Raw genomic sequence first — 11,867 nt, forward strand, 5'->3', positions numbered from 1 at the left:
TTGCTGCGCCGGGAGGGGATCATGATCAACCGGAAGAAGACCCAGCGCCTCTACAAGGAGGAAGGGTTGGCGGTCAGGCGACGACGAAGCCGCAGGCGCGCTGTCGGGACCAGAGCTCCTGCTCCGGTGCTGGCCTTGCCGAACTAGCGCTGGAGCCTGGACTTCGTGCACGACCAGATAGCGTCGGGCAGGCGGTTCCGGGTGCTCAACGTGGTCGATGACGTGAACCGGGAGTGCCTGGCAGCGGTGCCGGACACCTCGATCTCCGGTCGCTGTGTTGTTCGCGAGCTGACAGAACTGATCGTCCGGCGGGGCGTCAGCGACAATGGGACAGAACTCACGAGCAATGCGGTGCTGGCATGGTGCGGTGAGATCGGCGTGGAGTGGCATTACACCGCGCCGGGAAGGCCGATGCAGAATGGCTACGTCGAGAGCTTCAACGGTCGCATGCGCGACGAGCTTCTCAACGAGACGCTGTTCATGAGCCTGGCCCATGCCCGTGTCGAGATCGCGGCCTGGGTGGATGACTACAATCGGGAGCGACCGCACTCCTCCCTCGACTACGACACTCCGGCGGCGTTCGCCGCCAAACTGGATAAGCAATGGCCTGCTTCGCTACGCCCTACGGGCTCCGCTACGCAGCCCATTGCTTCAACCGCGCTCATGCGCAACAACGCGGTCCGGCTCTAATCCCAGCTGGGGGAAAGCTGGGGGTCACGTCAGGGGAAATTGGCTTCGATTAATTCGATCAGCGCGTTCGTACCGCTGCAACGCTGACCGTAGACTTGAACTCGCCGGATCATGAACCGCCTCATTTGTTCTTCGCATGTTCCCCTAGGCGACTACCAACTCGGGGAGATTTCGGACCGAAAAATCGTGTGATCTTTGTTATGTTGGAGAAACTTAAGCGGTACATGCGCGTAGAGCTCGCATGGGTAAGCTGCGTCAACGTGAATGGGGGCCAATGGAAGTCAATGCGGAGCCACTGGTTTCGTCTCTTCAGGCGCATATTGAAGACCAAAATTTTCCCTGCGTCGGCGCTAAGTCCGCGCTCAATTCCGGGCTACTTGAGGTACGATCGGCTTGGCAGCTGACAAGCGCATGGGACGATGTTTCGATCCATGAGGGTTTGCTTCGCTGGCGCGATCTCTATGAGAATGACCCAAGCGGACTTCGCAGTTTCGTGGTGGTCTTTTCCGGTCCTTTGGACCTAAACGAAGAAGCGTTCGAATCAGCAATGTGGGAGCGATTGTCTTCTCTCGCGGCTAAAGATGGGTGGCGTGGGCAGCGCTATGATCCGAGCGTCAGCAGCGATCCGAGCGATCCGCATTTTTCGTTGAGCTTTGGGGGCAGGGCATATTTCGTAGTCGGAATGCACCCTAACGCCTCGCGCCCCGCGCGGCGCATGCGATATCCGACGCTCGTGTTCAATCTACACGATCAGTTCGAGCGGCTACGAGCCGAACAGCGCTATGAAAAGCTTCGCAAAGCTATTCTTCAGCGTGACAAACAACTCGCCGGGTCGATTAATCCAATGCTTGCCCGGCACGGGGAAGCGAGCGAAGCGCGTCAATACAGTGGGCGAATAGTGGGGGAAGATTGGGAATGTCCGTTCAAAGATCCGAGACAATAAAGAAAGAGCGGATCGAACCGCGTACTGGTGTAGCTTTCGAGCTCCGCGCTGGAGACGCTCTGACCGTGTTCGATCCGGAGGGATCGCAGGTGAGCGATCTCGTCGCCTTTGCAGCCGAAGATCCACGCGAATGGCTCTCCAATGGGCGCACCTTCGATTACGAAGAGACTATCGATCTCGGAATCGGATCGCGCCTGTGGTCGAACCGCTCGCGCATCATGCTTGCTATCGAGGACGACACGGTAGGCAAACACGATTTTCTGCTCACCCCGTGTTCGAAAAACACCTTTTCACATTTCTACCCGGACAAACCCGCTCATCGTGGTTGCTTTGGAAACCTGGCCGCTGCGCTCAAGCCATATGGTATCGACGAAGATCAGATACCGACCGCGTTCAATATCTTTATGAACGTGCCGGTATCCTCATCCGGTACGATCGAAGTATTGCCGCCGCTCAGCAAACCAGGCGACTTCATTCGCTTTCGCGCGAATATCGACCTGATCATCGGACTGACGGCATGTTCGGCCTATGCTTCGAATGGCGGCAGCTTCAAACCAATCGATTATCGCATCGAACCGGGCAAGCCGCTGCAATGAACTTCCTCGATATTCTCGAGTGGTATGGCGCGATTTCAGCGGTTGTCGCCGCGCTTGTCGTTGCGTCCAATATCTCCACCCGGATATCGTGCTGGGCGTTCGTACTCTTCGTTACATCTTCAGCCGCATTAATAGTGTGGGCTTTTATGAGCGAAGACGCCGAGGGCATCGGATGGCAGAATATTTGCCTTCTGGCGATCAATCTGTGGGGCGTCTATCGCTACCTGATTCGAGCAGAACCTGATGCAGGATCGACCGAAAGGAAGCCTGCATGAAGTCGGCCTGGATAGCCATTCTTGCTGCAGGGTTGGTTTTGGCAGTGGGTATTGGCGGCCATTTTGCGAACGGGGCTATCTACTCCTCGCTTCATGCGCGCGAGATGATCGAAGCGCTGAGTTCGCCGGCGCTTTATCTCGGCAGCGCAATCGCAGCGAGTTCAGCAACAACAATGGCACTAATGCTGACTCTTCTAGGGCTTGTTCGGCGGGTCGATTCCGAGTTCGACCAATCGATGTACAAGCGCGTCTATCACATCAGTTTACTCAGCGCCTTCCTACTGGGTGGCTCAGTCGTGATGCTGCTGCTGATGACTATGCCGATTGGCGAGTTCGATGAAATACCATCGGTCTGGTTCCCGAGCCTTTACAAGGTTCTCTACGGGCTGGTCGTAATTCTGAGCGCCATGCTTGTCGCTATGGTCGCGCTGCTGTTTACCGCCATCCGAACGCTTATTGTGAAGATCACGCCTCATGACGACGTCTGAACGGCATACCACTATGAGCTTTATGGCCGCTGAAACTCAAATGCTTTCCGGAATGCTTCATGACTAAACGCCCGCTCGTCTTCTTCGCGCATCACCAGGGGCGTGGCCATGCCAATCGGATTATGGCTATTGCGGCGTACATTCCTCACGACCGCCCGCTTCACATTCTCACCGCGAAGCCCGACCAATTCGACGACATGCCGCGCCATTCAAAGATCACGCAGCTGCCTGATATGATCGGAGCGCCTTCGCGCAGCAACGCGCTTCACGAAGAGCCGACACCATCAATTATGCATTGTGTGCCATTGGGCGTCGACGAGATGCGTCAGCACATGCGGATCATTGCCAATACCCTTGGCGAAGTTGATCCTGCGCTCTTCGTCATCGATGTTTCGGCCGAAATTGCCCTACTGGCGCGGATTATGAGCGTTCCGGCCATTTCGATCCGCATGCATGGCTCTCGCAATGATACGGGACATCTGGCCGCTTACGAGGCTTCGGTAGGTATGCTCGCCCCCTTCGATGAAGTGATCGAGCAGGAAGACTATCCTGCCTGGGCACGTGAGCGCACCTATTACACCGGCGGACTGTGTACGACCGACGGTTCAGTGCTTGAGCGCGAACTGGCACGCGAGAGGCTTGGTCTTCCAACTGACAAATCGATTACTTTGGTGATTGCAGGGGGCGGTGGGTCGGGGACTCCCTATGCGCCTTTAACGGTGGCCGCTCGGGCCGAACCCGATGCGCTATGGCTCATAGCGGGGGCCCTGCACAAAGAGGGACATGAGACCGATTTCGGGAATTTGCGCCAGCTTGGCTGGATCGACAATCTGAACGAGTATCTTGCCGCAGCCGATCGCGTCGTCGCCTCGGCCGGCGACAACACCGTGCATGAGATTGCACGGTTCGCCAAACCGTTTCTCTGCATTCCTGAGTGGCGCTATTTCGATGAACAGCGCCGCAAAGCGATCGAACTCGACCGGGTCGGGGGAGCGATCTATCGCGAAACCTGGCCAGCGTCGATTCCGGAGTGGAAGGAAGCGCTTGCTGCTACAGATAATCTAGATACGGCCAATCTGGCGCAACTTCACGAGCCGGATGCAGCGCGACGAGCTGCGGAATGGTTGGAGGCGAAAGCCAAGGAGTACTGGACCGCTAGCTAAAGCGAATGTCCGACCCCTGCTTGGTAGCCTCGACCTCCTGCGCGCTCGGTTCGCGACGTACCTCTATCGCATCGTCATACCGCGTGATTAGGCCGCGTCTTTCGAAATCGTCGAGCCAATAGTCCATGCACCACTTGCCCCAACGCTCGCGAAAAAGCTGCGCGTTGCGCACGATAGATTGAAAATGTTGCAGAGGGGGTTTGTGTACGGCGTGATGCTGGTGAAAGCAGAGCGTGCCGCCAAGCCAAAATAACGGCGCTTCAATAGCTGCGAGCCGCTCAGCAAAATCGGTTTCTTCAGCGCCGTAGCCGACATAGGCTTCGTCCATTCCGTCCGCGTTGCGCCAGGTGTTGAAACTGAGCGCGAAAGCCAGTCCCCATAGCTCGCCGTAATCGTCGATTGGCATGGTTGCCTTGTTGAACACTTCGGGCTTGGCGGGATGTCTCACCGCTTCTTGCACCAACCGAGAATAGTCAGGTTTGGGATCGTAAGCGCTGAACCAACCATTTTTGCAGGCGGGAAGATATCTTACTTCCGGGAGATAGACCCCCGACCAATCCTCATCGAATGCTTCATCCACGCGGCGAACAAATTCCGGATCGGGAATGCAATCGACATCGAGAAATGCGAGGATATCTCCGCTAGCCGCCTTGGCTGCTTTGTTTCGTGCCTTGGCTAGGGGTAGCGGATCGCCTGGCACATGAACGCATCGGATCGGACAAACCGCCTTTTCCGGAAGTGTAGGGGGCTCGTCCTGCATATAGGCGACGACGATCTCGTCGGGTTGGCGAGTTTGCGACGCCAGGCCTGCAAGCATATGGTCGAAATGATCCTGGCGTCCGCGAATAAGCGTCAGGATCGATAAAGACCGGTAATTGCTCACCAGCTGCCAGCTGCTTGGTAGTGACGCACGCCTTCGAGAACCCCGGCGGCATGGGTTTTCGACGCGACGAACGCATGGGACAGAGCGGGATCTTCGCCCAGGCCGTCCGACCAGTTTCCAACGATCACCGGATGAGGACAGGCAACGAGCATTGAACGATCGTTACCGCTATCACCAGCCACAACAACTCTTGACTGGGTCAGCCCCAATCGAGCTGCAGCGTGGACAACGGCCGCTTGCTTTCCCCCGCCACGCGGAAGGATATCCAGATACCGACCATGGCTGGCAATGATTTCGACCGCCAAACCTTCTTTATCGAAGGCAGCGCGAATTTCATCTGTTGAAAGCTCGCCCGTGAAGAAACTGGCTTTGCCGACTTTCTGCTCGAGCAAAGCCTGCGACCGCAAGTTTAGTCTTGTCGCAACATCGTGCACCCGTTCGTGGTCCCAGTCGCGCGCGAGTCCGGCCTTCCAAGCTTCATCTTCGACAAAATAGCGACGCTCCCGATCGTACCAGTGGATCGCCGTACCGACTCCGCTGATGATGACATCGGGGTTGGGAACCCCTTCCGCGGCAAGAATAGCTTGAGCGCTGTGGAAGCTGCGGCCTGTTGCAATGCCCAGCGCAATATTCTCGCTGTTCTCGGTCTGCCACCGAAGAAATTCGCGCAAAGCCTCGCGGTCGCCCAGCAGCGTATTGTCAATGTCGCAGACCAAAAGCCGGCCCCATGAGGGTACCTTCTGCAGGGGCGAAACCAGATCGTTCAGCAATCGGTGATAGATGCGGCAATGCGCTTGCCAATCATAAGCACTCGCTGCGTCGCCGCCGGCAGAGGCATAGCGAATCCAGCTTCTACGATCTGTCATGATCGAAAAGCACGCGTCTGCAATCGCGCTGCGATCGGTCGGCCGAACCAATACGCCATTTTTACACCGCTCAATGATATCATTGGGACCCCCACTATCGGTTGCCACCACCGGAAGATGCGAAGCGGCTGCTTCGAGCAAAGTCAGCCCAAAGGGTTCGTTCAACGCCGGATTGACGAACACCCCGCCGCTTTCTCTCGCGAGCGCGTAATAAGCCGGTATGTCGCTTGGTTCATGGCTCTTTGGATAAGCCACATGGCCGTAAAGGTCGTGGGTTTCGACCGCGGCGATAAGCTCTTCGATCACCTCGCGGCATTCCTGTTCGAGTTCCGATAGCTGTGACCGGCACCCAGCAACAATAACTAAGTTTGCGCGTTCGCGCAGTTCCGAGTGTGCAGCATAAGCTTCAACGAGCGCGACCAGGTTCTTCTTACGTACAGGCCGCGCGATCGCGAGGATGATGGGTTTCTCAAGATCGCATAGAAATCTTGCAACATCGCTGCGGACCTTGTCGCTCACAGGCGCATTCTTGAACCGTTCCAAGTCGCAGCCAGGCGGGATGACGCGAATGCGGCCGCTTTCTATCTTCGAGTAGTGGGCGTACTGGGCTTCCGCTTCGTCCCGCGAGCTCGAAATGATGCCGCTCGCCTTTTCAAGCACTCTCTCTTCGATTTCGATGCGCCGCTCGAGTTCGGCACTTGTCGTGCCATTGGCCTGACGCTTTACCGCTCCCAAGGAATGGGCGGTAAAAACATAGGGGATGCCCAGTTCCTCAAACGCTGCTCGCGCGAGAACACCAGCATCGGCATAATGTGCATGAATGATGTCGGGTAGCTTCGGACAGCTTTTCAGATAGTCGAGAAAGGCCTTGCACAGCGCTTCGTGCTGTTCGTGCAGTTCCTCTTTTGTTAGGTAACCTTCGTAGCCATCGGCAAGCCGCACAAGCCGAATGTCGCCGCGGATCTCGCCTGAACCGGGGGCAAACTCATCGGAAAATGCGGAATCTTCAAACCCACGCGTGACGATATCGATCCGGTCAATTTCCGGGTCCAGTGCGCTCGTCTCAGCAAGCTCAAGCAGATATTTGATATGCCCGCCTGTATCAGCGGTAATGCCATAAGGAACATCGGTAAGGGTTAGACATCCCTGCAACGCGATATGGCAAACAAACATCCAGAACCACCTTTCACAGGGGGTCTAACTGGCGTAACCCATTCTCGTTTCTAATGAATCGAGTAATAAATGTTACATCGCCTAAAGATCGCGCATATCGCGCCGGTCATATATCCGGTCCCACCTAAACAATATGGAGGAACCGAAAGGGTCATCGCCGATCTGGTGCGTGAGCAGACACGCGATCATGATGTAACCGTGTTCGGACCCGCCGATTGCAAGATTGAGCGCGCGCAGTTGACCGGCGACTATTCCTCGGTATCCGCATACAAAGAAAACGTTGCAGAGGCACCGCCGGGGTTACCGGCTGAACTGGAAGCGCAGCAGCTGTGCGATCTCGTGCGCTACGCGCGCGACTTCGATATTCTTCACCTGCATGGAAGCGCTCATGCGAGCGGAGTTTGCGCTGTTCTCGATGTTCCGGCGGTGCGCACTATCCATTGGCGTGCGGACGAACCAGATCATGTCGAACACTTCCGCGCTTTTCCCAGGGAGAAGATCATCGCCATTTCGCACGACCAGTCCCGCGCGGTGCCGCACTCCTCGCTCGCCGGCATTGTCCATCATGGGCTGCCGAAGGATCGTTATACGCGAGGCGAAGGCTCAGGTCGCTATCTCGCCTTTCTAGGCCGCATGACCGACCAGAAGCGTCCAGATCGAGCCATTCAGGTCGCGCACAATTCCGCGCTCCCGCTAAAGCTCGCCGGGCCGATCGATCCGGGCAACCCAGACTATTTCGTCCAAAAAGTCGCGCCGCATCTTGGCAAAACCATTGAGCACATTGGCAGCGTAGATGACGCACAAAAGCAATCCCTCTTAGGCGATGCAATGGCGTTTATCTTCCCAATCGACTGGCCCGAGCCATTTGGCCTGGTGATGATCGAAGCGATGGCCTGCGGGACGCCGGTTATTGCATGGAACCGAGGCAGCGCTAACGAAATCGTCGAAGATGGTCTTACCGGGTATGTCGTGAACTCGATCGAAGAAGCGGAGCGCGCGATCGAAAAGGTTCAGGAGCTCGACAGGCAGCAAATCCGCGGGCGGTTTGAGGAGCGCTTCTCCTCAACGCGAATGGCGCGTGAAACCATCGATATTTATCGAGACGTACTCGCTCAGCGATCATAGAGGCCATCAAGAGCAAGTTCACCTTTACCATAGAGATAATCGGGCGAGAATTGTGCCAACTTGCACAAGCCAACTTCATCGAGAATTTCTATTTCGCCGTCACCTTGTGCGATGAGCAGACCGCGCTCGCGCAGCGTACGAAAGCTGCGATTGGCATGCACTGTGGTAATGCCGCACGCTTCGGCGAAATCGCGTTGCAGCAAGGGTATCGGGAAATTCTGCCCGTCATAGCGCCCGACTAGCCTCAATCGCTCGATTAGCTCGCAGACGAGATGCGCAATGCGTCCCTCCGCGTTAAGCCGACCAAGCCGGAATATCCATGTTCGATGCATGGCAGCATCGAGCATGGTGGAAAACCACATAACTCGTCCAAGATGTGGATACTGATCCACTAGCTCTGCGATTGCTTTATGCGGCACCTGCGCCACTTTCACAGCGTCCAGTGTCCCGACCGAATGGTCCAGACGCTTCATGGCAAAGCCGTGGAGATCGACGAAATCTCCGACGACATTTACCCCGACCAGTTGTCGCTCGCCTTTCTGGTCGTCCAAATACCGGAGCATGGCGCCTTCGACGATGAAGTAGGAGCTCTCGATCCGCTCTCCGCGTTGAACGAGTGTCCTTCGCGGTTCTAAATCGACGGTGCGAGCCACCGCATTTTCCAAAGCGCATTTTTCCTCATCGCGTAAGTCGTGCCTTAGGCGACCCTTCAGAAACAATTTGGTGAGCATGGCAATCCTTTAGTGGCGGATCAGATTGCGTCAGTTCGCGTTTTGGGATCGCTATGTCATTGGTCAGCCGTTGATATGTCTGGTTCGCAAGTTGCAGATCCTCATGCTTATGTTTGTCGATTCTAGCAAGGGTCACGATTTGAGCGGCCGACCCAATAACCATTGATGCGCGGTGTTTGTGGCTTTGGAAACCACCGCCCCTGCAGTGAAGCCATGAACGAGCGTGGAAAGAAGGATCGTGAAACCGACCGTTGCCCACAATTCGCCTTCATCGACAAGATCGAGCTGTCCTCCAGCATAAGCGAGATAATAGATCGAGCCCAGCCCGCGCACACCATAAAAGGAGATGATCGCTCGTTGCCGAAGAGATAGATCGCTGCCGAACAGCGATACCATCCCCGTCGCTGGCCGAATGAGAAAGATGAGCGCGCAGCCGAGCAGCGCATGAGGCCAATCGAGGTAGGGCCATAGCACCGGCAGAGCACCGCCGAGCAGGACCAACAGAATTGCTGTCAACGCATGCTCGAGTGCTTCTGAAAAGCTATGTAGGCGCGTGTGATAATCATGATCTGATTCCGCGCGCCGCAAAATAAGTCCCATCGCAAACGCTGCAATGAACCCATATCCTTCAATCAATTCTGTCGCGCCGTAGGTCAGAAGGACGGCGGCAAACGCAATCACGCCCGAGGACGTTGTTGCAAGCGGATTGTTGCGGGGGAGGGCGAACAATACCTTGTCCAGAAGCCATCCAGCGACAAGTCCAGCGAGAGTGCCGATCACTATCTTGTAAATGACGTACAGCCCGAACCATTTCCATAGCCACTCGTCGGCCGTGCCTGTCGCGGCAACAAGGAAAATGCCGAGATAGACGAATGGGAACGCCAGTCCATCATTCAGGCCCGCTTCGGTCGTTAGCGCAAAGCGTACTGGATGTTCGCCACCCTAGCGCGGCGGACCCACCTGAACATCGGCAGCGAGCACGGGATCGGTTGGCACCAGAACCGCTGCGAGCAACACTGCACCAGCTAGTGTCATACCGATCAGCATTCCGCCAAAGGCCACCGCCAAAATGCACAAAGGCATCGCTATCAACAGCAGCCTCATTGCAGGCGACCATTTAGCAAAATCGGCAATGCGATCGAGCCGAAGGCCCGTTCCAAACAGCGCTATGATAACAGCAAGTTCGGACGCAAATTCCCAAAAAACGGGCCGATCAAGCGGGCTGAAGGCCTCCGGTACGCCTGGCAAAAGACCGAAGACCGCCAGTCCACCGAGGATCAACAGTCCGGAAGCTGCTGGTTCGCGACCTGAGAAACATCGTGGAAGCCAATAGGCAAAGACAATCGCTAGACCGCATCCCGCAAGCAGGACGTCGTAAGGTGCGAAAGCGAAGAAGGGTTCGTCCATCACTGTAAGCGTATGAACTGAAATGCGACAATGCGGAACACCGTCACATCAAAAGCCAGATCGCGATGAGCAGCAAGACGGCTGCAAGGGACATTAGGCTAGCGATAAGCTTCATATTGAACTGCTTGATCGGCTCGATCTCGTGCGGATCCATACGTTCGATCACGCTGCACGCCTTGTTCTCGGCAAGGTAGAAAATGATAATGCCGACGACAATAAAAACGCTGGCAATCGCACGTGCCACCCATGCCGGTTCGATCTTCGTGAAGACCGCATTGAAGGCCAAGCCAATACCGACCGCAGCCATGCCGGTGCGCATCCATCCTGCAAAGGTGCGTTCATTCGCAAGGATCGTCCGGTCTTCGGCTAAGTCGGTGCGCTGTTCGCTGAGATCTTCACCCGACGCCAATGGATTGCTCCGCAAGAACGTTGATCGCCTGCTGCTTGGAATTCATTCAGTACTTCGCTGGCGGATCGCTTGCCGGAAAACTCTCGTCCAGAGCCTGGTCGGTTTCGTCCCAATTTTCCTTAGTCTCATCGCGGGTTGCTTCTGGACCGGCGTTGCGTACACCATCTTCGGGTTCCCCTTTAGCGTAGGCTGGCGAGCTTCGTTTCTTCGAGAATTGACGATATCCGAAATACCCCAGTGCGCCCAAGGCGGCGAGTCTCATCAGCATGTCGATTTCCTTTCGCGAACGATTTGAGAACGCGAAGATAGCTATCCAGTTTCTTTGGAGTAACATTTATCAATCAGCATGTTCGCCTCGGACGCTGAATACGTCGGAGACGAAAGTCTGGCTCCAAAGTAGGGCCATTGTCATTATGGGTGCTTCTCAAATTAGTAGAACTAACTATCCGGTTGCCTGCGGACGGCCACCGACATTGGCAAGAATTTGCGGTTCTTCGGGCCGCTCGTCACTATCGGCGATAACGCTGAAACTGGCATCGGTTTCCAGAATGACCCACTTAGCCTGGCCGATCTCGTGCAAACCGTTTTCGCGCAATGCGCCCATGATTTCCGCGTCACTGATGCGTTCCTTCCGCATGTTGTCGCGCAGATAATTGCCGTTATCAACCAAGAGGGTTGGCCTCGCCTTAATAAGGTTGGCGACCATATCGCTTCTCAGCACGATGCTCGTCATCAGCCATTGGAGGAGCATGAGCCATGAGGCTGCCACCAAAGCGTCTGCGACCGAGACGTTTTCGAGAAGTATGCCAGATGTAACCAGACCGCCCAGAGCCACAGTTATAATCCAGTCGAAATTGTTCATCTGCGAAGTGGTGCGTTTCCCCGAAATTCGTACGAGAATGATGATCGCCAGATAAATCACCGTTGCCGAAAGCAGAATATCTTCCAGGCGGTTCACACTGTTGAACCACGTGTTGATGTCTCCGGTCATGGCCGTAGCTCCTTCTGATTGGGTTTCTGCATCTATTGCGCAATTGCTCTAGCGTTCGTCGATTGACACCGAGTTGATAAATGTTGGTCCGAAAGATCGGAGCCGGACCCGGCGGTCGGCGCAGCAG

At 55.8% G+C, this 11,867-nt stretch carries 13 protein-coding genes and 2 pseudogenes; 7 read left to right on the forward strand and 8 right to left on the reverse strand.

Annotation, left to right across the window (positions count from 1 at the left end):
- The 6 genes and pseudogenes from Q0897_RS15480 to Q0897_RS15505 form a co-directional block, all read left to right on the forward strand.
- Positions 1 to 690: pseudogene (locus Q0897_RS15480) on the forward strand (IS3 family transposase); the annotation flags it as partial.
- A 274-nt stretch (positions 691 to 964) separates the two neighbouring features.
- Complete coding sequence (gntA, locus tag Q0897_RS15485; protein ID WP_299310287.1) at positions 965 to 1,633, forward strand: guanitoxin biosynthesis heme-dependent pre-guanitoxin N-hydroxylase GntA; 669 nt, start codon at positions 965 to 967, stop codon at positions 1,631 to 1,633.
- Positions 1,606 to 2,229 carry an urea carboxylase-associated family protein gene (locus tag Q0897_RS15490; RefSeq protein ID WP_299310276.1) on the forward strand — a complete coding sequence of 208 codons (624 nt, stop codon included), beginning with the start codon at positions 1,606 to 1,608 and terminating at the stop codon, positions 2,227 to 2,229. Before gntA ends, Q0897_RS15490 begins: the two co-directional genes overlap by 28 nt.
- Positions 2,226 to 2,504: a hypothetical protein gene (locus tag Q0897_RS15495; protein ID WP_299310277.1), complete on the forward strand. Its 279-nt coding sequence runs from the start codon at positions 2,226 to 2,228 to the stop codon at positions 2,502 to 2,504. Before Q0897_RS15490 ends, Q0897_RS15495 begins: the two co-directional genes overlap by 4 nt.
- Positions 2,501 to 2,992, forward strand: a complete 492-nt coding sequence (locus tag Q0897_RS15500; RefSeq protein ID WP_299310278.1) for a hypothetical protein — start codon at positions 2,501 to 2,503, stop codon at positions 2,990 to 2,992. Before Q0897_RS15495 ends, Q0897_RS15500 begins: the two co-directional genes overlap by 4 nt.
- 59 nt (positions 2,993 to 3,051) lie before the next feature.
- Entirely contained in the window at positions 3,052 to 4,155 is a 1,104-nt protein-coding gene (locus Q0897_RS15505) for a glycosyltransferase (RefSeq protein WP_299310279.1), read from the forward strand.
- On the opposite strand, the gene Q0897_RS15510 is transcribed toward Q0897_RS15505, so the two are convergent.
- Positions 4,148 to 5,038, reverse strand: coding sequence for a glycosyltransferase family 2 protein (locus Q0897_RS15510; RefSeq protein ID WP_299310280.1), 891 nt, complete (start codon positions 5,036 to 5,038; stop codon positions 4,148 to 4,150). The two genes, Q0897_RS15505 and Q0897_RS15510, sit on opposite strands and share 8 nt — an antisense overlap.
- Complete coding sequence (locus Q0897_RS15515; RefSeq protein ID WP_299310281.1) at positions 5,035 to 7,077, reverse strand: HAD-IIB family hydrolase; 2,043 nt, start codon at positions 7,075 to 7,077, stop codon at positions 5,035 to 5,037. Before Q0897_RS15515 ends, Q0897_RS15510 begins: the two co-directional genes overlap by 4 nt.
- A gap of 69 nt (positions 7,078 to 7,146) precedes the next feature.
- On the opposite strand from Q0897_RS15515, the gene Q0897_RS15520 reads away from it, so the two are divergent.
- A complete protein-coding gene (locus Q0897_RS15520) occupies positions 7,147 to 8,202 on the forward strand; it encodes a glycosyltransferase family 4 protein (protein WP_299310282.1) in 1,056 nt (351 codons plus the stop codon).
- Here the strand turns inward: Q0897_RS15520 and Q0897_RS15525 are convergent.
- The 6 genes and pseudogenes from Q0897_RS15525 to Q0897_RS15545 all read right to left on the reverse strand — a co-directional run bounded on the left by Q0897_RS15525 (position 8,190) and on the right by Q0897_RS15545 (position 11,740).
- Positions 8,190 to 8,933 (reverse strand): Crp/Fnr family transcriptional regulator, encoded by a 744-nt coding sequence (locus Q0897_RS15525; protein ID WP_299310283.1) that lies wholly within the window; start codon positions 8,931 to 8,933, stop codon positions 8,190 to 8,192. The genes Q0897_RS15520 and Q0897_RS15525 overlap by 13 nt on opposite strands.
- Before the next feature lie 132 nt (positions 8,934 to 9,065).
- Positions 9,066 to 9,836, reverse strand: a pseudogene (locus Q0897_RS16160) (cation:proton antiporter); the annotation flags it as partial.
- A gap of 39 nt (positions 9,837 to 9,875) precedes the next feature.
- On the reverse strand, positions 9,876 to 10,340 hold the full coding sequence (locus tag Q0897_RS16165; RefSeq protein ID WP_366519948.1) for a cation:proton antiporter: 465 nt from the start codon (positions 10,338 to 10,340) through the stop codon (positions 9,876 to 9,878).
- A gap of 43 nt (positions 10,341 to 10,383) precedes the next feature.
- A complete protein-coding gene (locus Q0897_RS15535; protein WP_299310284.1) occupies positions 10,384 to 10,749 on the reverse strand; it encodes a DUF202 domain-containing protein in 366 nt (121 codons plus the stop codon).
- 46 nt (positions 10,750 to 10,795) lie between these two features.
- Positions 10,796 to 11,017: a hypothetical protein gene (locus Q0897_RS15540; RefSeq protein ID WP_299310285.1), complete on the reverse strand. Its 222-nt coding sequence runs from the start codon at positions 11,015 to 11,017 to the stop codon at positions 10,796 to 10,798.
- A gap of 174 nt (positions 11,018 to 11,191) precedes the next feature.
- Entirely contained in the window at positions 11,192 to 11,740 is a 549-nt protein-coding gene (locus Q0897_RS15545) for a YetF domain-containing protein (RefSeq protein ID WP_299310286.1), read from the reverse strand.
- Positions 11,741 to 11,867 lie beyond the last annotated feature (127 nt).

Source organism: uncultured Croceicoccus sp. (assembly GCF_947496385.1).
In the GTDB taxonomy this organism is placed as follows: Bacteria; Pseudomonadota; Alphaproteobacteria; order Sphingomonadales; family Sphingomonadaceae; genus Croceicoccus.

Excerpts from the sequence above, each read along its gene's own strand:
- Q0897_RS15545 (WP_299310286.1), bottom strand. The coding sequence starts at position 11,740 with ATGACCGGAGACATCAACACGTGGTTCAACAGTGTGAACCGCCTGGAA.
- Q0897_RS15490 (WP_299310276.1), top strand. The coding sequence starts at position 1,606 with ATGTCCGTTCAAAGATCCGAGACAATAAAGAAAGAGCGGATCGAACCG.
- Q0897_RS15495 (WP_299310277.1), top strand. The coding sequence starts at position 2,226 with ATGAACTTCCTCGATATTCTCGAGTGGTATGGCGCGATTTCAGCGGTT.
- Q0897_RS15505 (WP_299310279.1), top strand. The coding sequence starts at position 3,052 with ATGACTAAACGCCCGCTCGTCTTCTTCGCGCATCACCAGGGGCGTGGC.
- Q0897_RS15500 (WP_299310278.1), top strand. The coding sequence starts at position 2,501 with ATGAAGTCGGCCTGGATAGCCATTCTTGCTGCAGGGTTGGTTTTGGCA.
- Q0897_RS15540 (WP_299310285.1), bottom strand. The coding sequence starts at position 11,017 with ATGCTGATGAGACTCGCCGCCTTGGGCGCACTGGGGTATTTCGGATAT.
- Q0897_RS15525 (WP_299310283.1), bottom strand. The coding sequence starts at position 8,933 with ATGCTCACCAAATTGTTTCTGAAGGGTCGCCTAAGGCACGACTTACGC.
- gntA (WP_299310287.1), top strand. The coding sequence starts at position 965 with ATGGAAGTCAATGCGGAGCCACTGGTTTCGTCTCTTCAGGCGCATATT.
- Q0897_RS15520 (WP_299310282.1), top strand. The coding sequence starts at position 7,147 with ATGTTACATCGCCTAAAGATCGCGCATATCGCGCCGGTCATATATCCG.
- Q0897_RS16165 (WP_366519948.1), bottom strand. The coding sequence starts at position 10,340 with ATGGACGAACCCTTCTTCGCTTTCGCACCTTACGACGTCCTGCTTGCG.
- Q0897_RS15515 (WP_299310281.1), bottom strand. The coding sequence starts at position 7,077 with ATGTTTGTTTGCCATATCGCGTTGCAGGGATGTCTAACCCTTACCGAT.